Source organism: Zhongshania guokunii (assembly GCF_040892635.1).
GTDB lineage: Bacteria > Pseudomonadota > Gammaproteobacteria > Pseudomonadales > Spongiibacteraceae > Spongiibacter > Spongiibacter guokunii.
Map to the genome: position 1 here is coordinate 159,842 of NZ_JBFRYA010000009.1, position 19,351 is coordinate 179,192.

The following is a 19,351-nucleotide window of genomic DNA, read 5'->3' on the forward strand; positions in this document are numbered from 1 at the left end:
AGGAACGATGATATGGGTGTTAAACAAGAAGAATTTATACAAGAGTTTTGTGACCTATGGGGTGACGGAACAGCAGAATCTCGTCCTGAAATTGATAAAATTATCGCAATGATGTCGGAGGACGCAGAATGGCAGCTATGGGTGCCAGGTGGGCCGGTAATCAAAGGCAGGGAAGATCTGCGTACGGAAATACTCCGCCAAATGTCATATGTAACCGAAAACAAGTGCAATATCGTTGAAATGGTGTCGTCTGATCGCGTTGTTATGACCGAACGTGCAGATTATGCCGTTGTAAACGGCCGTCCTCAGCCGCACTCGATGGTCGCAGTGTATGAGCTAGATGAGCAGGGGCTAATTTGTTCGTGGAGAGAGTATTTGGACACCGCTGATTTAGCGCGTAAGTCTGGGCGTAAAGAATTGGGTGGCGAAGGGAGCTAATGATAGCGGTCAATCGAACACGTAAATAGCATTTTACTGGTTAACGTACCCGGTGCTTTACTTATGAGGTGCCGGGTACGATAGTTGAGGAAACATTTTTTGATATTGGGCTGGTGTTATATTTCTGAAAAGCCTATACCGCGCAGGAATCTCAATACAATGGCCTGTATTTCACTTTTTTGCTTTCTTGCCGTTGGCATCTCTTGTCGAGCTTGAATAACAGGTAGTGCGTAACCGTGAATTAAGGAAACAAAGTCACGGGCTGCTCCCATGCTTGCATCAATGTGTTTGCCGTCAGTAGGGGAGCATTGTCGTATGTACTTAATAATAATTTTGAATGCTTCGTTTAGGGACTTACCGTGTTGTTCTCCCATTTCTGGGTGTTTTGATAAGGCTGAATCCATTACCTGAAAGAAGGGAATTTTATTCTTTTCGGTGTAAATAGCATATAAAAGATTGGCGAGATAATTGAATATTAAGATTGGGTCGTCGCTGTCTAATAATGGGTCTATCACAAAGCTTTTGGCCAGGCGCTTGTCGCTTTCCTTGATAACAGTTTGAAAAAATTGTTCTTTGCTGCCAAAGCGATTGTGGATGGTTTGGCGAGTAACGCCAGCTTCCTTTGCTATAGCTTGAATACTCGCGCCGTCATAGCCGTTTAAAACAAAATGCTTGTATGCTACTCGGTATAAATCTCGCAAGGTCTCTTCGCTTTCTTCTTGAAGGGGGCGCCCCTTTCCGCGCAAAGAGTTTGCGTTGCCTTTCTGTCTTTCAGGTTCGGCTAAACGTACTGGGCTCAAAGGGTTCTCCTTAAATCGAAAGCCATTACAGTTGTTATTAAGGTAATTGTAATTAATAGGGTTAAATATACCATTTTATCAGAAGAAGGGCTAAGTACTTGATGCTCAGTTAGATAGCTATTTTAGTATATTTTATTTTGCCTTTCGTATTAACTTGGGTCGGCCAATAAATGCTAATGTGGCTGATAACATCAAGCGGCATTAAGATTAATCTCCGCGATATAATGAATGTTAGTCTTGCTTAGATAAGGGAGTTGCCGATTGCTGTATCGACTGTCCAAGCGAAATTTTTTAATAAGTCGAATATTTTTGTCTGTATTATATATTTACACTATTGTAAATATAGTGAACCTGTATTATTGTTTATAAAAATTGACATAGTAACTTATGGATTGATCTCGATTTAAAAATACTATCTCCCTAAGTTTAATAATAATTAGTTAAAGCACTGGTTTGTTCATGAATACCATTAAGTACTAGGCTAGTGAAGTGGCGGCAGCGATTCCTGCTGTGGAGATTTCGAGCTAGGTAACTACTACCACGATGTTGAAAAGCGCATCGGTGTGCGAGCAGGTCGCTGAGTTTGCGCGCTTATACTAAATTCCGAGCATGGGCTACTGAGGGTCTGGAACAGGGTCCGTTGATACGCTGAACCAGTCATTACGTCAATGACCGACTGGGTTGAAAAAGGTGTCGAGTCTGAAGCGGTTGTTGCAAGGCGTGGCAAGGGTGCTGACTACTTATTTTCTACCCCAAAAACAGACCAGTATCAGGGTTTTTATTCCTCTCTTTATGGCGGGTGATCGTGAATTTTTATTATGTCTCTACCCACAGGTAGCAGTTTTCAATGCATCATTGCCTGCGACAGATATAAATATTCTAGGTGTAAAAACCTGGAGCTATCGGGCTCTTTAGAGCTGAACTAATGATAACCCTCAAGTGCCTGCTTATGGCACTTATTAGACGCGTTCAATCGCGCTTGGCGACTCAAGTCTAACCGCTTGACTTGCCTTTTTTGCGTGCGGGGCTTTCAAATCTTCCGTTAATGTATACATATTGTCAAAATTTGTTTAGATTATGGCTTGTGGTATTAGTTTGGAGGCAGATGTGAGTAATTCGGGACGGAAAATAGTGATCACTGGTGCTTATGGCACATTGGGCAGCGCGGTGGTTGAATTGGCGCTAAAGTCAGGGGCAACGGTGGCGGCGGTCGATTATGCTACGCCAACCAATGAGGCCGATCGAGAAGGTCTTTATACCTTTTCAGGGGTGGATCTTGGCGACTCAGCTGCCACAGTAGCTTGTATAACATCCGCAGCCGAGAAAATGGGCGGAATAGATTCTCTTATCAATATAGCTGGCGGCTTTGTATGGGGGCATTTTGCGGACAGCGGTATTGATAGCTGGGACAAAATGTTCAATATCAATGTGCGCACGGCGGTGAATGCGAGCCAAGCTGCACTGAGGTATCTCTTGCAATCGAGTACGGCGAGCATTGTTAATCTTAGCGCAAATAATGCGAGCAAATCTGTAGCGGGTGTAGCGGCCTACACTGCATCAAAAGCCGCAGTAGCAAAATTAACAGAGTCACTCGCTGACGAATATAAAGGGAAATTGCGAGTCAACGCCGTATTACCAAGTATTATTGATACACCAATAAACCGACGCGATATGCCTGATGCCGACGCGTCAACGTGGGTGGCGCCCGCTGAATTGGCCAATGTGATTTTGTTTTTAAGTTCGCCAAATTCCAGTGCCGTAACGGGTGCTCTGTTACCGGTAGTTGGCAGAGTATAGAAAGATCTAATTAAAATAATGATAATTCGCAGAGAGAGTTGTGATGAAAATGAACATTCGCCTAGACCTGCCCCAGAATACTCGGCGTCATTTGTATAAGGAAATGGCGATAAGTTTTGCCATTAACCTTGTAATCAATGGCGTTATCGCGTGGTTTGCTTTTTCAGCTAAAGCGCGAGTGGCCATGTGGGGGGAGCATTCCTTTGCCGGTGATTTGGCCATTACTGCATTTATTCTTTGTTGGATTGTTGGTGCTATTTTTGTAGCGACTCATCGCACCAAGGTAAATAAGGAAAAGTTGGCGGCGGTCGAGTTAGATTTGCCAGGGTGGCTGCCGAGGAGTCCAATACTTATGGGCTTGCTACTCGCGACTATTGCGCTACTGATCTACTACCCGGTTACTTTGGTGGCCTTGTTGATGTTTGGCTTTGCTGAAATGGATCTTTTGGTATTCAGTGTATTTAAGGGCCTTTGGGCGGGACTTCTCGCGTGTTTGGTGATTCCGCCAGCGATGATTTTCGGATTGGCTACCGCGAATAAGGCTGAGCCGGTTAGCGCGTGATATTTATAATAAATACAAGGGACAGAGTGCTTTATGGAAACAGCGAGTAGAGAAGAAATAGAATTATTCCTGCGTGGCCAGTATCGCCTTTGGAATGAAGGTAAATTTGAGGATATGCTGGCATTGTTTCGAAAAATCGCACCAGCTAAGTTAACGATTGAATACGTGGGCTTACCGCCCCAGGACGGTTGGCAGGCGCTGGACGAAATGTGCGAAGCCTATGGTGGCAAGACTCAGGCAGAGGTTCAAGAATTACTGATAAACGGTAATGAAGCGGCGGTACACGTGTTAAATCTCCGAGACAAGTCTACTGGGATAGCGCCATCGCCGAGTATTGAGTTTTATCGTTTTGATAAAGGTAATTTGGAGATTCGCTACTTTTATCGAGCGAATCATCCCGTTTAAGGAGGAGCTTGGCGATTAGATCCGAGGATCTTGTCGCCAGTTAAGGCTGGGGTCGAACGATTCCATAATGCCTGGCTCGGCTGCGCAAACATGAGGTATTGCTTGCACGCAGGGAATAATGGTTGCGATGTAATTTGGCTCTACCTGCATATTGCCCATATTGAAAAAGCGCTCATCAGAATTATTAGACACGCAAAAGTCTAGGGTCATTTTCATTGATGGTCGGCCTTCAATGGTGGCGACATAATATTGGCCGGGAAGGGTGCCTTCAGGCAGCATGCCGTTGCCAATTAGCCAGTGATACTCAATAGTAAATAGCGCCTCATCGCCTATATTGCTACAAAACCCCTGCATTCTATGGGTGATACGGCCAACGGTTCCGGTTTTGATATAAAAAGGCTCGTGAATATCGACTGGTGTGGCGACGTAGTCATGACTCGCTTCGATCTTGTCATATTCAACGCCTAGGACTTTTTCAGCGGTTTTCACGATGGAGAGCATGAAGTTTGCCGCCATTTTCTTTGATACTTCTATTTTTTCTGCATCTTCGGGTGGTTTGCCGAAGCCAATATACTGGAGCGGGCCGGGTGCGGCTTCGCTGCAATCCCAGTTTTCTTGTAGTCGGATTGCCTTAACATCGGCGCAGCCACCGGTAAGGGCAAGTAGCACTCGGTTGGGGATTAGGTCTGGGTCTATACCACCTGAGTAGAATACCGATTGGCCTTCTTGGCAGGCTTCGCGGAGTTTTCGAGTAAAACTCTCCTCGCGGAACAGGTGGGCATTTTGGTATGGCAGCGGCGTTACTATATTTTTACCTGCGCGGAGAATAGAAAATATTTCCTCGTCGGTGTGAAATGTTCCTTCATCGTGGGCGGTGTATACCACGCAGTCGCAGTCAAGTTTTAATAGCGCTTCGCTGTCGCAGCTGACCTTAACCCCTATGGGATCAATGCCAATAAGTTCACCGGCGTCGAGGCCTTCTTTACTCGCGGAATAGGCTTTTACTCCAACAATCTCGAAGTAGGGTGATTGCGCCATCTCCCACAAGCAGATACTCCCCATACGACCAGGGCCCCATATGATTATTTTATATGAATCTCGCAAAGTGCTTTCCTTTTTATATTTGATTAATAGCAGCTGCTGGGTAATTGAAAATAGTATTCGCCATAGGGCGCTATGCTCAACACTATAAAGATTTATCGTTGGTCTCGGGGTCAAATACAATTTGCCGAGATTTATTTATCGCGACTATTTTCGTGCTAGGGTCGATGCTGTAAATACTCTACTTTACATCGAGATAAAAAAAATATGATTGTAAAAGATGTTGTGGTTGTTGGGTCTGGCGGCGCTGGGATGACCGCTGCATTAGTTGCTGCTAAATGTGGACTAGAGGTACTGTTGGTTGAGAAAACCGAGTTCTTTGGCGGCACCACGGCATTATCTGGCGGTGGCATATGGGTGCCCTGTAGCCCCCATGCAGTTGCCGCTGGAGTTGCGGACAGTGTTCACGAAGCTGCAACGTACGTTAAGGGTGTTATTGGTGAATCTTTACGTGAAGATTTGCTCGATGAATTTCTAGAAAGTGCTCCACAAATGGTTCAGTTTCTGGTCGATAACAGCGCGGTCCAATTTTCTCTGCAAAATGGCTTTGCAGATTGGCACCCCCAAGTTAAAGGATTTAAGGCGAGTGGCCGTTTGCTTTCACCCCTAAGTTTTGATGGCAAGTTGCTTGGTGATTGGTTCTCCCGCTTGCGGCCGCCTTTGACAGAGTTTAATGCACCTGGTGGTTGTATGATAGGGATTGACGATATGCCTCACATCAGCAATGCTGGAAAGTCGTTAAAATCCTTTGCTTATGTAGCAAAACTCTTAATGCGTTATTTTGTTGACCGTGTCCGCTATGCGCGGGGGACGCGATTAACAATGGGTAATGCTCTGGCGGGTAGCCTGCTTAAATCCTGTGTCGATGCGGGAGTAGAGCTGTGGTCGAATGCAGCGATGGAAAATATTATAAGCACCGATGGAACTGGCGAGGGCCCAGCCGTACAGGGATTAACGGTTAATTGTAATGGCCAATTGATTAAGCTTCGCGCCCGAAAAGCAGTAATTCTTGCCACCGGCGGCTTTTCGGCAAATGCGGAAATGCGCAAGCGCTATATTCCTTTTGCAGAGCGTCATGTATCGCTAGTACCGAACGGCAATACCGGCGACGGCATTCAGCAAGGCCTTGATTTAGGTGCGGTGTTTGATGGAGAAAATATTAGTAATGCAGGTTGGGTTGTAGTGTCGGTGCATCGAGCACCAGATGGGAAACTCCGGAAATTTCCGCACTTGTTTATGGATCGGGGCAAGCCGGGCTGTATTGCGGTAAATAAGCAGGGGAATCGTTTTGGCAATGAATCTACTACCAACCTAGTCGAGGCGATTCACCGTACCGCGTCAGTTCCTGCATATCTCATATGCGATCACGTATTTATAAAAAAATACGGTCTTGGTTTGGTTAAGCCTGGCGGATTTGGTTTGCGCAAGTTTTTGGCAGAGGGCTATATAAAATCGGCCGAGAGTTTGCCGCTACTTGCTCAGCAGTTGGGCATCGATAGTGGTTCCCTAGTCGCTACCGTTACACGTTTTAATCAATTTGCAGAGCAGGGACACGACCAAGATTTTTTGCGTGGCGGTCAGCCCGCAGACTTTGGCTTTGGTGATACGCAGCATAAGCCCAATCCCTGCCTTGGCAAGTTAGAGTGTGCACCGTTTTATGCCGTAGAGGTATTCCCTGGGGATTCGACTACCACGGTGGGGCTTCGCGTAGACAGCCAGGCACGGGTGTTAAATAAAGCGGGTAAGCCAATTAAGGGCCTGCATGCTATTGGACTAGATATGAACTCTTTGTGGCGTGGTAAGGCACCGGCTAATGGTGCCAATAATACCCTTGGCATGACCTTTGGCTATATAGCAGCACAAAGTGTGTTAAATGCGCCTGAGAATTTAGAATAAGAAGTACAGTAGTGCGGCAATCCGCTGCTGAACGTAAATAAACATTAAACTGCGAGTGAGTTATGAACCTGAGTGAATTTAGGTCGGGCTGGAAAGTATTGATTCTGGCACTGCTGGGTATCGCCGTTAGTATTAACGCGGTATTGCTTTATGGCTTTGGTGCCTTAGTCATTCCCTTTGAAGAGGCATTCGGCTGGGATCGCGGTAGTCAGCAGGTCGCTATATCGTTTTTGTACGGCGGTGCGGTCATTGGGCTTCAAGCGGTGGGCTGGGTAAATATAGCATTGGGGGTGCGTGCCACTACCGTGGCATCATTATTATTAATGGGCGTGGGCTATTTAGTGTGTATCCCATTATTGGGCGGCTCTATTTGGTCCTTGTATATCCTGTTTGGCATTTTACCCATTGTTGGGATGGGGGCATTAGCTATTACCTGGACCCAGCTAATTAATCTATGGTTTGTTGAAAATCGCGGGCTTGCCCTAGCGATTGGTCTGTCTGGCACTGGCCTCACTGCTGCGGTAATGCCATCTGCTATCGCGGCATGTATTGAGAGCTGGGGCTGGCCCAGTGTGTTCGTGCTGTTGGCGGTTCTAAATTTTGTATTAATACCATTGACGCTGATGCTTTTCCGCTTTCCGAGGGCGAGTTTGTCCAGCTCAGAAGGGGGCGATGAGAGTAAATCGATTGCTGCGCTCGGCGGAGTTGATTTTAAAAAGGGCGTTGTATCGCGTCGTTTTTGGACCTGCAATATCGCGATTGCGTTAGTGGTGTCGGCGGTAATGGGGATGATTACCAATGGCGTCCCGATGTTACAAAACATGGGCTTTTCCGGTAAAGAAGCGGGCTATATTTTTAGTACTTTTGGTGCATCGCTAGTGCTGGGGAGGCTGACGGTTGGTTTCTTCCTCGACCGCTATTGGCCGCCGGGCGTAGCGGCCTTTAGTTTAATGATTCCTGCAGTGGGTTGCGTCATATTTTATACGGGCAGCGACAGTATCCCCGTCATGATGTTGGCTGTAGGACTTGTGGGGGCAGGTGCTGGCGCCGAGTTTGATGTTGCGGCATTTCTGGTGGCGAAGTTTTTTGGTTTGAAAGATTACGGCCGTTTAATGGGCTTTCACCAAGCACTCATTACCGTAGCATCGGCAATGGCGCCGCTATTGTTTGCGGCTATGTATAAGGCAAGCGCTGGATACCAAGCGATGTTGGTGTACTGTATTTTCGCCACTGCAGTGGGTGGGGCAATGTTACTAAGTCTAGGTCGCCCACCTGAATTCAGTGGTGGCCAAGCTAAAGCGGCCTAATACTTAGAGTGATATCAACGGCGTTCATAAGATTGCTACTAAGGTGACTTGGATTGGGAATATTAATTAAGCCTGCATCTAGCGGTGCAGAAAAAATAAAATAAGAAGAGTTTTAGCGTTATGACAAAAAAGAAAAAATTTCTTATCAGTATCATTTTTTTGGTGGCGGGATTTTACCTGGTAGATTATAGCTTAACGACGCCGCTCGAGAGCTGTACATTAGAAAAAATGGCGGCAGTGGTCAGTGACGATACCACGCTTACAACAGTTAAATCTATGTGGTTTCCGGTGCAACATTGCATCGTTAAAGGTTATGTAACAACGACAGATCCCGGCCCCAATCAGGTGAATTTTCGTCTACAACTTCCCAAAGAGCAGGCGTGGAATGGGCGGTATTATTTTATTGGCTTAGGTGGCGGAGCCGGTAGAACGCCGATTTTTTCAGAGTCGCCCTTTGGCTATCCGCTGGCGGCGGGGTTTGCGGTGGCGGGCTCTGATACCGGGCATCAGGCCTTTATGCTGAACTGGAGCTTTCTCGCCAATGAAGCTCAGGCACTTGATCATATTCATCGCGGCGCGCATGTGTCTGCGGTGCAAACCCAGGCAATGACCAAGGCCTACTACAATAGTGATTCAATGTACCGTTACCATTCGGGCTGCTCTGGTGGTGGCCGTATGGGCGTGATGGCTGCAACGTATCACCCAGAAGATTTTGACGGGCTACTTATTGGCGCTCCGGGTATCGACACCACTAATATTCTTAATTTTATGTGGATGTCCCAGCAACTCAATAAGCTACCTGAAAAGGAGTTGGCCGAGGGCAAGTTACTGGCGATGGAGCAATCCATACAAGCTCAATGCGATGCCAGTGATGGCGCGGTAGATCAAATGGTGTGGGACCCTCGTAAGTGCGCCTACGATCCTGCGCAAATGTTGTGTGAGCAGGACCAAGACCAAGACCAAGCGGCTTGTTTTACAGCACAAGAGCTGGAAGTGGTTAAATCGATTATTGCTGGTCCCCGCTCTCCAACCGGTGAGGTGCTTTACCCAGGGTTAGTCGATGTGACACCAACGGGATGGGTAAGCTTTTTAGAAATGGGTGCGGAAATGATTAGCACCTCTTTTTCACAGGCTTATTTTGGTGATGATTATGAATTTATGACTGATTTCGATTTTAACGATCAAAAAAATATCGACGCGTGGCGGGCCGCGGTGGCGCGAACTGGCTATGGTGTGCGCGCCTCGGCGGATTACAGTGGGGTCGAAAATGCCGGTGCTAAAGTAATTTTTTGGCACGGTGTTAGTGACGCCGCTATCTCATTTCGAGATCAATTGCGGTATTACGAAGCGATTCGAGAAAATACTGGCGATGATGAGCGCCTAAATCAGTTTGCCCGCATGTATCTTGCGCCGGGTTTATATCATTGCTTTGGCGGTCCCGGTCCTGTAGATACGCCTGATAGACTGCTGGAATCACTTATTGATTGGGTAGAAAATGGCGTGTCGCCGGCCTCGGTTGTCACTCACCGAGGAGAAAAAGAGTTGGCGTTTAAGGCCGACGGTATTGCGAAATACCTACCTAATTTTTACGACTACCTTGATAACCCCCCTAAGGGGACACCGGCAAGGGAGTTCCTGTTATGTCCCTATCCCCAAGAGTCTGTTTTTGTCGGTCAAGCGGCATCGACCGAGGCTTTGTATAATGCAGCGAACTGGCAATGTCAGTAGTGTTGCTTGGCGGCGGTTGTGCACGGTGTCCGCTAATGATTGTTAAGCCTGCTACAGCTTGATACCGAAAAATAGCCCATAAACTGGCAATAAGGCTAATTTATGGCCGCGCTCACGGGCTTTAGCTTAGTTTTATGTTGCTACTAATCCTTAAGGGCGTTGGATAAAAATTCTCGATTCGAGGGCGCCATCGGTCAGCGTGTAAAGCTCGATGGTTTCCGTGCTGATACTGCCATCGGCCAGTAAATTACGGTGGTGGCTCGCAGCTTGGTTGCCTATTTGAATGCATTCAAGCACCTCGATCTTTATCGTTGGTTGTGCCTGCCACATGCCTTCTAGCATTAACCAAGGGTCGGCCTTGGCAACGCCAAGGTATTCAATAGACAAGGCTTTGGTGGCGATATCTCGATAGCAGGCGAGGAAGCCTGCCTTGTCGCCATTATTCCAGTGCGCCACTTGCTGGTGTAAAAAGTGTGTTAGCTTTTCGCTGTCGGTCATGGTGTGCTCATCTCAATATTCTGTATGGGTTCTCTTCGCGTTAGGTATTTTCAGCACTTGGCTTTGGCCCGATATCGGCGAGTAATTCGAGGTTTGATTCAATGCCCAATATCGCGCGGCCATATAAGGCCATAGAGAGGCGGCTGTTGAGCGCATTGTGACGACTGCCTACGTTTAGATCGCGCCACAGGCGCTGCATGGCATTGTTCAGGGCGAAGCTACCTGGCCCAGCTATATCCATCAGTTTGTCGGCTGCGCTGCGCGCGAGCTTCATCGCGTAGCCGCAATCGGCCTGCATTTTTGCTTTCTCGAAACCGGATAGTGTGCGCTGTGGCGAAACCTCGTCGACAAGTGCGGCGGTACGGCGAATATGTAGCCATGCCGATTCTATCTCGAGGCTGGCTTCGGCTAATACGCCTAATAAAATATCCGAGCCCGCTTGGCTTTCGTACTGCCAGCCAATGATTTTCCGCTTGGGCATGGTGTCTTTTACTAATTCTAATATCCCCTCAGCTGCACCTAGCATTGGCGCTAATACTGTTAAGGGAAATAGGGGCTCTACTGGCCAGCGATCGCGAGGCTCTAGCGCAGCGATAACAGCTGGGTCATCTGATGCGCCACTGCGCAGGTTTTTGAATGAAAGCAGCAGATGTGGCGGTAGTATGAGTTGATCAGCAGTAACGGTATTGCTACCCGATGCGCTAACGCCGGCAACCTGCCAGGTGTTTTTAATTTTTACTTGCTCATTAGCGCGCAGGGGCATAATTGCGAAACCAGCATCAACAATATTGCCTTGTTCGTCGAGAATATTAACGCCATTCATTGCCCAGTCGGCGTGCATGCAACCCGAAGCATAGGGCCAGCTGCCAGAGATTTCATAACCGTCGGCGCAGGGTTTAGCGGTGCCTGTGCGGGCGGCAACACTGCATACCAATTCTTTGCCGGTGGTAAAAATAGTGTCGCTGATGTTCTTTGGTAGCGCCGCGGCAGAGGCTGAAACACTCGACAGCAAGCCAAAGGCCCAAGCGCTCGCCGGATCGACTTTGGCTAGCTCCGCGACTGTTTCAAGATGGGTGATGAGTTTGCGGCCAACACCGCCGGCGCGCTTTGGAAACATCATGGAAAATAGGCCACTGCTTTGCAAGGCCTTAAAAACTTCGTCACTTATTTGGCCTTGTGCTTCGGCTACTGCTGCGTGTTCTTGCAACAGTGGTTTTAGTGATTTGGCTATGGCCTGCGGATTTAGGGCTTGGGGTTCTTCAGCACGGGTATCGGTTAGCTCAGTCACAGGTAACACTCCTTTATTTGAGTTATGGAGAAGCTAAGGTGTGAGGGAATAATGGCACTCAAACTGGGGAAATGCATGGAGAGGTGTTTTACCCAAGGCCAAATCAAACAGTGCCGGTGAGGCGTTCTTTGGTGAGTTTATCTCACTAATATGGGCGTATTATTGATGGACCGAAGTGTGTTTTAAGTGGTTTTGAATTCGCCTGCACTACTTATGGTAGTGCAGGCTGGCGGTTAGCGTACGCGGGCGGTGATTTTTGCGTGGGGGCCGTCGATTTGCGCTTGCCAAGCTTGGTCGGCGTCGGCAAAGTCAAAATCGAGATAATCAATTTCGATATTTTCTTGTTCGGCGATTTTTAGCAGGCGGCGCCATATATTTTCGCGATCTGCGGGAGGGCGTTGGCCGGTGCCGACGACCGAAAAAGTGCGGAATAGCAACAAGGCCATGTCGAGATTAACTTCGCGGCCAGCACCCGTGCCAATGGTCATTATGCGCGCGCCCCAGCGAGTTGCCTTTAGGGCGTTGAGCATGGGTTGGCCGCACACTAAGTCGAGAACAACATCGTAACCCTCGCCAGCGTCTTCTTTTAATGCGGCGGCGTCATCGTCGCTGCCAAGGCAAACGATGCTGTCACAAATCCCGCGTTCGAGTAGCTTGTCGAGCGAGGCTTGGTTGCGGGCGGCGGCGCTTACATGACCGGCACCAAGATAGCGTGCCAATTGCAGTGCGATTTGGCCAAGGGTCCCTGTTGCGCCCAGAATCAATACCTTCTCACCAGCTTGAATTTTTGCGTTTTCAAGCGGAACAAGGGCGCCGGTTGCAGCGATACCCATTGCAATCGCGGTCTTGTCGTCAATATTATCGGGGACTTCCCATACTTCTTCTTCTGGTACGAGGGTCTGCTCTGCCCATGCGCCCCACGGTAGTACCGAGCGTTCGCCAAAATAGACGCGCTTCCCGTCTGTAGTGTGCCCCACGCCCTCACCGCGAATGACGCAGGGGTATTCAACACCAAGTCGATAGGCCCCAAGTACATCCCAGCCGCCAAGACCGGCGGTGTCGACATTGATTAATAGTGCACCCGCTTGTGCTTGTGGCGTTTGAAACTCTTGTATTTGCGGGATACTTCCCCTGCTAGAAATAACGGCAGCTTTCATATCTCTCCTCGTATTTTTATTGTGAGTCGGTCTTGGTATATACGTCTTTATAGGATTTATTACCATAGAATCAGCCAACTTTAACGCACTTTATGAACAAAAAATAGATAAGTGTTTTAAATAGGCCAAAGATAGATTAACTTTACCAAGAACAGTCGTTGTTATTAGTATATATTATATGTACACGACTGTTTTAATTGGAGAAAAGAGAGTGGCTGCAAGTACCTTGACAACAACGGTTACCCGCCGACGCAATAAACGATCAGAGAATACCATTGAGGCAATCCTGAAAGCGGCTGAGGTGGTGATACTGCAGTCGGGTGTGGAACGGGTATCTATACTAGATGTGTGCGCTGAAGCCGGCATTTCTAGAGGCACGTTTTATCGCTATTTTTCGTCGCAAGACGAGCTACTAGAAGCCTTTTCTCGTCACAAGCGCAATCGCTTTCATATCTCTTTGTCTGAGGCTGTTACTCCTTACGATGATCCAGATGAGCGTTTTGACGCGTTTATTCGCTACTTGGATAACTATTTACAAAAGGGGCAATCACGCAAATTACTTGTTGTTGCGCCGGATTATGCAATGGGCTGGTTTCTGCGAATTTTCCATGATTCAATTTCCCGTTTTCAGGCAGATTTGGATATAGTGTTTGATGCTTGGGATGAGCGGTCTGGGGTGACTTTAGATCGTGAGTTAGTGTGCGAGCTGATGGTTCGCTATATTCTTAGTGAGCAGCTTGTGCCGTCTAGCAAGCAAACTCGCAAGGCATTGCCAAATCGGATTAAGCGCTTAGTTTTAACATTTCGTAACTGAGTAGGGTGCTGGTGGTTTTACCATGAGTAAAACTGTGTCACTAAAAATACGCTAGCCTTACGTGCTTAAATGGTAATCCTGAATAATTTTAATAATCAAAAGCATTGCTGATAGTCGCTGTATTAAACAGCGTTTACACAGCGGTGCTGCAACGTAAGGGTTTATCATGGATCAGCAATCTACTTATGATGTCGCTATTGTCGGCGGCGGCCACAACGGCCTAACGTCGGCGTGTTACCTGGCAATGGCGGGAAAGAAAGTTGTGGTTGTAGAGGGGCTGTCTCAAGTTGGCGGCATGTGTAGCTCTGGAGCTCTTATACCGGAGGCGCCAAATCATATTATTAACCCCTGTGCGCTCGATGTTATGTCGATGCGGGTGCATCCAATGGTCCCAGAAGAGCTTGAGCTCGCGCGTCATGGTTTTGTTCAGAAAGAAATGAACCCAGGTTATGTTTATGTTCACTCTGACGGCAATACCTTGGTATTTTTCCGAGAAGTTGAAGATACCGTAGCTGAGATAGCGCGCTATTCGAAAGCTGATGCGCAAGAGTACAGAAAATTAATGGAACTGGTGTTTGCCTTTGTTGATATGGCGTTGCCGCAGATGCGTGTGGATCCAGCAAGTTTTAATTTAAAAGCAAAGCTGGCGTCGATGTCGGTACTACTTAAAAATCTGGGCCGAAAATCCGAGATTATGACCTTGATAAGTAGCCCGGCTTACACCTCAATAATGGAGCGTTTTGAGCATCCTGTGGTGCAGTCAGCGCTGTGCTGCTTGCTGGGCGCGGCAGGGCCGGTCACGAATGAGGCGACCGGTATTTATTTCGCGCTATTAGGTTTTATCCAGAAGTTCGGCATCGGTCGCGCGATGGGAGGTATGCAATCTATAAGTAATGCTTTGGCCTCGCGTCTGCGTGAGCTGGGCGGCGAGATTCTAGTGAATGAGCCAGTTGCCGAGATTATTTCTAAAAACAGAAAAGTTAGTGGCATACGTTTAAAGAGCGGGAAAATTATTCACGCTGCGGCAGTTATTGCGTCTATTCATCCCAAACAAGCTTTGGAAATGGTCAGTGAGGGGGAGGTTGATCAGAAGAGCCTCACTCGTATTAAATTAGCCCCAGCCAATGCCCACGGTGGTTCACCGATTAAGGTGGATGTGGCGCTTAACGGACAGATTAACTACCGCGAGCTTGAAGAGAAGCGTGGCGATGGCATTAGTCTGCGTAAAAGTGTATTGCTGATTGGTACCGCAGAGGCGGTATTGGATAACTTTAAGTCGGCGGCGCAGGGCAAGGTGTCCAAACAGCCTTATCTTTGGATCACCGCGCCAACGGCGATGGACCCGAGTCAGGCCCCTGAAGGACAGGATGTTGCGTATTTGTATCCAGTGGCGATGCCGCTTGATCCGGTGGAAGGTTGGGATGCGATTCGCGCGGATGTAGCTCAGCAAGTCATTGATTGGGCCTCGGTTTACATGAACGGTCTGAAAGAGTTTGAAATTGGTCGGACCATGGAGGTCGCGCGGGATTGGGAGAAGCGGCTCAATGTGCACAATGGCTGTGTTATCCATATCGACACCTGCACCACACGCTCGGGCGGAATGCGGCCAGCCGCTGGCCTAGGCGGCGATAAACTGCCAGTAGAGGGCTTGTTTCTTGGTGGTGCCGGTATTCACCCTGGTGGTGGTGTTAATGGTATGCCGGGCCGCTTGGCGGCCTCGCGGGTTAAGCGTTACTTGTCTTAGTGGTCGGGATAAGCGCTGCAAAATTATTTCGCGGCGCTTATTTGGGCTCTTGTGGCTGTGGCGCAAGCACGGCGGCGAGAATGAGGTCGCTGGTGAAGCTGCGCCACACCTGCATATCCTCGCTGTTGCGGGTGCTAATTGTGCTTAAAGAATCAATAATATAGCGATTAGTATAGGCACCTGCGACCATCAAACAGGCGGTCACAAAGATTAATTCTGGATTTAAATCGGTTTTGAATTCCTTGGTCGCGATACCTCTTTCGATCAGGCGCTTCATTTTGTCGGTCAGCTGCGGACCAAGGTCAATAAAGCGGTTGCCGGGAGTGGTATGGCTGTCGTGAAAGCGAATGCCATCGGTGGCGATACTGGCCAGTTCGGGGTCGCTCTGATAGGCATCAAAAAGGCGTTCAAGAAAGAGTTTTAGGCCCTCTGTTGGCGCCATATGTTCAAACTCTAAGGCCGCAAGAGTGGTCATGGTGTCGTCGGAGCTGGCGTCGAGTACACAGGCAAAGAGTTGTTCTTTGCTGGCGTAATAGTGGTAAACAAGCTGTTTAGTTACGCCGGCGCGCTCAGCAATCTTCTTTACGTTCGCTTTTTCTAGGCCGTGTTCGGCAAATTCGGCCCTGGCAGAGCGCAATATCATATCAATTGTCGCGGCTTTGCTCTGCTGTCGAGAGTTCGTCATACCGGTGTTCCCTGTCTAATGACTTATTGTATTGGTTGGACTGCGTGTCAAACACATTATCGGTAAAAGTTTACCACTTTATTTACACTGGTAGGCGTATTGTTAATGTGAGCGATCGCGGTGTCGTGTTTAGATGTTGGCACGCTGTGGTTACGCTATAAGTTTTTACATAATAATTTGGAATAACGCATGACTGACTCTTCTGTACAAAACATGAACTTGGAAACCGCGTATTCGGCTGTGTCGGATCTTTATAAAGGCACTGATATAGATATTCACGAAGCCTGTAAGCTTATGCGCGATAAAGCGCCAGTTTACGAGGGCAATTTTATTGCTCAGTTCGGGGTGCCGACAAATGCGGGAATTCATCAGGACAGCAGACCAAACTACGCGGTGTTTCGCTACCAAGATGTTATGTCGATATTGCGTGATGCGGATACCTATACTAGTGGCTTTATTGCCCGCGGTTTTGGCGAGGCCTTCGACGGTTTAACGATTCTTGCGATGGATGGCGATCAGCATCGCAAGGTGCGGACTCTGCTCCAACCGGCCTTTATGCCCCAGACCGTAAACAAGTGGCGCGAGCGCATGGACGATATTATGCGTCGTGATTTTATTGCGCCGATGGTTGCTAAAAAGAAAGCAAACTTAATGGAATTCGGTCTGGGTTTCCCCATTCGCATTATGTATGCACTGATGGGCTTCCCCGAGAACGACCCTGAGAAATACCGCAAGTATGCTGCTTGGGCCCTAGCCATGGTGGGCGGCAATCAAATCGATCCTGATAAATTGCAGGATGCTCGCGCCACTGCGCACCAAGCGGGCAAGGCTTTATATGATTCTATTAAAGAAATCGTGGTAGAGCGGCGTGCTGGCGGCAGTGAAGGCGACGATTTGATTGGCAAATTATTACGCGCTGAGCACGAAGGCCGAATGTTGGACGACCATGAGGTTGTCACCTTTTGCCGTATGCTACTGCCCGCTGCCGGTGAAACCACAACCAGAACCTTAAGCACCGTACTGGCAATGCTGTTTAATACACCAGGGCTGTTAGATCGGGTGAGAAATGACCGCTCCTTGGTCGGCCCTCTGATTGACGAAACTATCCGCTACGAGCCGATCGCCACCTTTAAAGTGCGCGAGGTCGCTAAAGACGTTGAATTGCACGGTGTAAAAATTAGTAAGGGTTCTTTTATGCAGTGCATGGTGACTTCCGCTAATCGTGATGAATCTGTGTTTGAAAACCCAGATGAGTTCAATATTGACCGTCGCCAGAAGCCTTCTTTTGCCTTTGGCTTTGGTCCACATATGTGTATAGGTCAGTTTGTAGCCAAGCTAGAGTTGAATTGTGCTGTAAATGCACTGTTTGACTTGCTCCCCAATCTACGTCTCGATCCCGATATGCCTGCGCCAGTTATTCAGGGAGCGCAATTGCGCGAGGCGAGAAATGTGCATGTAATTTGGGATTAAGTTTTGCTCTGGGTAATAAGTTGATGTCGCGCCGCGAGGCGCGTCATTAATGTGAAGTTTTATAACAATAAAAGTGGGAGAAAATAATGCCGACGTTTTCCAAAATACCCAATCGTGGCGACTTTGCCTTTCAGTGTTTGGTAGCGCCGCAGAAAGTCAGTGGTGCAAAACTTGCGGATACACGCGATCACTATGGGCTCAAGTTCACCAAACATATGCCATTTGGTACATTGCGAGATGATGAAGGCCATATGTACTCTTTGGCGAGGGCGCTAAACTCCCCAGGTAGCACGCCGAATCCGACTAAATTTCTGTTCCTGTCGACGCGGATGAATGATGAAACCTTGCGTTTAGACCCAGAAACCATGGCCGGCCGTGCGACAACAATGTTTCCCGAGCGGTGGCTGGATGGTGACACCGTGTGGTGGTCAAGCTTAGAGGGCGAAGAAGGAGCTGGCTGGCAGCTTAGCGCCTCTGGCGATGCGTTTTCTTGGCGAGAAGACGGTCTATTAGACCTTAAGGGGAGCTTGCTGGGAAATGGCACCCAATTTTATATTCCCGGTGAGGAGTGGGGAACTTTCTATGTGTCGCAACTTTACGATGTGCAAGGTCAGCTCAACGGCCGACCTGTTAAAGGCGTAATTTGTCTCGACCAGGTCTGGTTGCCAGAGGGTGGCGCAATCCACTTTGCCAAAGACATTGTTGTTGAAAATAAAATGCATGTGCTGTGGTGGACGTTTGCCACTGTATACAAAGACGGTAGCTGGGATATGGGCTCCTTTATGCTTGGTCATGATAATCTGGGTTATGCCATTTTTCAGAATGATAAAGGCGAATTGCATTGCTCTACTGATATCGAAGGACTTGCCATTCACAAAGACGGCAGCTATTTCTTAGATAGCGCAAAAATCATAATTGATGGAAAAGACGAGTGGGAATTTCTGCCCGATCCCAAGGGTGATATGGTTGATTTTGTTGGCGGCTTTCCGATTACTGCCCAGCAAGAAGGGCGCTGGCGCCGAGTGGGCGACACCCGCGAGCCGGATCATTGGATCGCCTGGGGTGAGTCTGATCGTCGCAATGGCACCGCCCGAAACATTCGCGGTAAAGATCTTTAATTATTAAGGAGAGTGTTATGACATCATCCTCTGCGGTCGAGGCCTTTATGCATAAGCAAGTGAGCTGCTGGAATAGCGGTGATCGCGATGGTTTCTTTCAAGCCTACAGCGATATCGCTCCAGCAGGTTTGCATATTGAGTATGTTGGCGGCGTTAGCGGCGACGGCATCCCTATTCTGGAAGGGATGTGGGCCCAGCAGCGCGCGGCAATCGAAATTGAAGAGGTGGCTTTGATAGTGATCGGCGACGAGGCCGTAGCTCATAATCGCAATAAGGTGAAAGGCAGTGACATGGTGATTGAAACTATTGAACACTACCAATTCAGCGATGACGGGCGGGTGAGTGTGCGCTATTTTATTAAAAAGCCTTAAGATCGAGTATAGCAAAGAGCTTAATTAAAGCTGAAAGTCATAATTTATACTCGCGGATTCAAATCCGAAGTGCATCAAAGTTTAAGCTGCTAACGCAGCCCTATGTTCATCCATTAATTCACCTGGATTTTTGAATCCCAGTTTTTTTCTTGGACGAGAATTTAGTTTATTT

At 48.1% G+C, this 19,351-nt stretch carries 17 protein-coding genes and 1 pseudogene; 12 read left to right on the forward strand and 6 right to left on the reverse strand.

The window, feature by feature from the left end; all coding sequences use genetic code 11:
- Positions 1–12 precede the first annotated feature (12 nt).
- Complete coding sequence (locus AB4876_RS11920; RefSeq protein ID WP_368381885.1) at positions 13–438, forward strand: limonene-1,2-epoxide hydrolase family protein; 426 nt, start codon at positions 13–15, stop codon at positions 436–438.
- 116 nt (positions 439–554) lie between these two features.
- Here AB4876_RS11920 and AB4876_RS11925 read toward each other — a convergent pair whose 3' ends face one another.
- Positions 555–1,238 carry a TetR/AcrR family transcriptional regulator gene (locus AB4876_RS11925; RefSeq protein ID WP_368381886.1) on the reverse strand — a complete coding sequence of 228 codons (684 nt, stop codon included), beginning with the start codon at positions 1,236–1,238 and terminating at the stop codon, positions 555–557.
- A gap of 1,107 nt (positions 1,239–2,345) precedes the next feature.
- Between AB4876_RS11925 and AB4876_RS11930 the strand changes: the two genes are divergently transcribed.
- The 3 genes from AB4876_RS11930 to AB4876_RS11940 are packed head-to-tail and all read left to right on the forward strand — an operon-like array spanning position 2,346 to position 4,002.
- The gene (locus AB4876_RS11930) at positions 2,346–3,035 is read left to right on the forward strand and encodes an SDR family NAD(P)-dependent oxidoreductase (RefSeq protein ID WP_368381887.1); all 690 of its coding nucleotides are present in this window, start codon (positions 2,346–2,348) and stop codon (positions 3,033–3,035) included.
- Positions 3,036–3,078: 43 nt separating this feature from the next.
- Positions 3,079–3,597: a hypothetical protein gene (locus tag AB4876_RS11935; RefSeq protein WP_368381888.1), complete on the forward strand. Its 519-nt coding sequence runs from the start codon at positions 3,079–3,081 to the stop codon at positions 3,595–3,597.
- A gap of 33 nt (positions 3,598–3,630) precedes the next feature.
- Entirely contained in the window at positions 3,631–4,002 is a 372-nt protein-coding gene (locus tag AB4876_RS11940; RefSeq protein WP_368381889.1) for a hypothetical protein, read from the forward strand.
- A 15-nt stretch (positions 4,003–4,017) separates the two neighbouring features.
- On the opposite strand, the gene AB4876_RS11945 is transcribed toward AB4876_RS11940, so the two are convergent.
- On the reverse strand, positions 4,018–5,226 hold the full coding sequence (locus AB4876_RS11945) for an NAD(P)H-dependent amine dehydrogenase family protein (protein WP_368381890.1): 1,209 nt from the start codon (positions 5,224–5,226) through the stop codon (positions 4,018–4,020).
- Between the two features lie 81 nt (positions 5,227–5,307).
- On the opposite strand from AB4876_RS11945, the pseudogene AB4876_RS11950 reads away from it, so the two are divergent.
- The 3 genes and pseudogenes from AB4876_RS11950 to AB4876_RS11960 all read left to right on the forward strand — a co-directional run.
- Positions 5,308–6,999, forward strand: a pseudogene (locus AB4876_RS11950) (FAD-dependent oxidoreductase); the annotation flags it as partial.
- Between the two features lie 62 nt (positions 7,000–7,061).
- On the forward strand, positions 7,062–8,306 hold the full coding sequence (locus AB4876_RS11955) for an MFS transporter (protein WP_368381891.1): 1,245 nt from the start codon (positions 7,062–7,064) through the stop codon (positions 8,304–8,306).
- Positions 8,307–8,426: 120 nt separating this feature from the next.
- On the forward strand, positions 8,427–10,034 hold the full coding sequence (locus AB4876_RS11960) for a tannase/feruloyl esterase family alpha/beta hydrolase (RefSeq protein WP_368381892.1): 1,608 nt from the start codon (positions 8,427–8,429) through the stop codon (positions 10,032–10,034).
- Positions 10,035–10,184: 150 nt separating this feature from the next.
- Here AB4876_RS11960 and AB4876_RS11965 read toward each other — a convergent pair whose 3' ends face one another.
- The 3 genes from AB4876_RS11965 to AB4876_RS11975 form a co-directional block, all read right to left on the reverse strand.
- A complete protein-coding gene (locus AB4876_RS11965) occupies positions 10,185–10,532 on the reverse strand; it encodes a hypothetical protein (RefSeq protein WP_368381893.1) in 348 nt (115 codons plus the stop codon).
- 40 nt (positions 10,533–10,572) lie between these two features.
- Complete coding sequence (locus AB4876_RS11970; RefSeq protein ID WP_368381894.1) at positions 10,573–11,820, reverse strand: acyl-CoA dehydrogenase family protein; 1,248 nt, start codon at positions 11,818–11,820, stop codon at positions 10,573–10,575.
- A 233-nt stretch (positions 11,821–12,053) separates the two neighbouring features.
- Positions 12,054–12,977, reverse strand: a complete 924-nt coding sequence (locus AB4876_RS11975; protein WP_368381895.1) for a quinone oxidoreductase family protein — start codon at positions 12,975–12,977, stop codon at positions 12,054–12,056.
- 211 nt (positions 12,978–13,188) lie between these two features.
- Between AB4876_RS11975 and AB4876_RS11980 the strand changes: the two genes are divergently transcribed.
- Together AB4876_RS11980 and AB4876_RS11985 are read left to right on the forward strand one after the other, a co-directional pair.
- Positions 13,189–13,791 carry a TetR/AcrR family transcriptional regulator gene (locus AB4876_RS11980; protein ID WP_368381897.1) on the forward strand — a complete coding sequence of 201 codons (603 nt, stop codon included), beginning with the start codon at positions 13,189–13,191 and terminating at the stop codon, positions 13,789–13,791.
- Between the two features lie 166 nt (positions 13,792–13,957).
- Positions 13,958–15,535 (forward strand): phytoene desaturase family protein, encoded by a 1,578-nt coding sequence (locus AB4876_RS11985; protein WP_368381898.1) that lies wholly within the window; start codon positions 13,958–13,960, stop codon positions 15,533–15,535.
- A gap of 37 nt (positions 15,536–15,572) precedes the next feature.
- On the opposite strand, the gene AB4876_RS11990 is transcribed toward AB4876_RS11985, so the two are convergent.
- Positions 15,573–16,220, reverse strand: coding sequence for a TetR/AcrR family transcriptional regulator (locus AB4876_RS11990; RefSeq protein ID WP_368381900.1), 648 nt, complete (start codon positions 16,218–16,220; stop codon positions 15,573–15,575).
- A 189-nt stretch (positions 16,221–16,409) separates the two neighbouring features.
- Here AB4876_RS11990 and AB4876_RS11995 point away from each other — a divergent pair, with 189 nt between their 5' ends.
- From AB4876_RS11995 to AB4876_RS12005, 3 genes are all read left to right on the forward strand, one after another.
- The gene (locus tag AB4876_RS11995) at positions 16,410–17,690 is read left to right on the forward strand and encodes a cytochrome P450 (RefSeq protein WP_368381902.1); all 1,281 of its coding nucleotides are present in this window, start codon (positions 16,410–16,412) and stop codon (positions 17,688–17,690) included.
- 86 nt (positions 17,691–17,776) lie between these two features.
- Entirely contained in the window at positions 17,777–18,808 is a 1,032-nt protein-coding gene (locus AB4876_RS12000) for a hypothetical protein (RefSeq protein WP_368381903.1), read from the forward strand.
- A gap of 17 nt (positions 18,809–18,825) precedes the next feature.
- Positions 18,826–19,179, forward strand: coding sequence for a hypothetical protein (locus AB4876_RS12005; protein ID WP_368381905.1), 354 nt, complete (start codon positions 18,826–18,828; stop codon positions 19,177–19,179).
- Positions 19,180–19,351: the final 172 nt, after the last annotated feature.

Coding starts and splice junctions, on each gene's coding strand:
- AB4876_RS11920 (WP_368381885.1), top strand. CDS start 13: ATGGGTGTTAAACAAGAAGAATTTATACAAGAGTTTTGTGACCTATGG.
- AB4876_RS11935 (WP_368381888.1), top strand. CDS start 3,079: ATGAAAATGAACATTCGCCTAGACCTGCCCCAGAATACTCGGCGTCAT.
- AB4876_RS11940 (WP_368381889.1), top strand. CDS start 3,631: ATGGAAACAGCGAGTAGAGAAGAAATAGAATTATTCCTGCGTGGCCAG.
- AB4876_RS11955 (WP_368381891.1), top strand. CDS start 7,062: ATGAACCTGAGTGAATTTAGGTCGGGCTGGAAAGTATTGATTCTGGCA.
- AB4876_RS11960 (WP_368381892.1), top strand. CDS start 8,427: ATGACAAAAAAGAAAAAATTTCTTATCAGTATCATTTTTTTGGTGGCG.
- AB4876_RS11965 (WP_368381893.1), bottom strand. CDS start 10,532: ATGACCGACAGCGAAAAGCTAACACACTTTTTACACCAGCAAGTGGCG.
- AB4876_RS11975 (WP_368381895.1), bottom strand. CDS start 12,977: ATGAAAGCTGCCGTTATTTCTAGCAGGGGAAGTATCCCGCAAATACAA.
- AB4876_RS11985 (WP_368381898.1), top strand. CDS start 13,958: ATGGATCAGCAATCTACTTATGATGTCGCTATTGTCGGCGGCGGCCAC.
- AB4876_RS11990 (WP_368381900.1), bottom strand. CDS start 16,220: ATGACGAACTCTCGACAGCAGAGCAAAGCCGCGACAATTGATATGATA.
- AB4876_RS11995 (WP_368381902.1), top strand. CDS start 16,410: ATGACTGACTCTTCTGTACAAAACATGAACTTGGAAACCGCGTATTCG.
- AB4876_RS12000 (WP_368381903.1), top strand. CDS start 17,777: ATGCCGACGTTTTCCAAAATACCCAATCGTGGCGACTTTGCCTTTCAG.
- AB4876_RS12005 (WP_368381905.1), top strand. CDS start 18,826: ATGACATCATCCTCTGCGGTCGAGGCCTTTATGCATAAGCAAGTGAGC.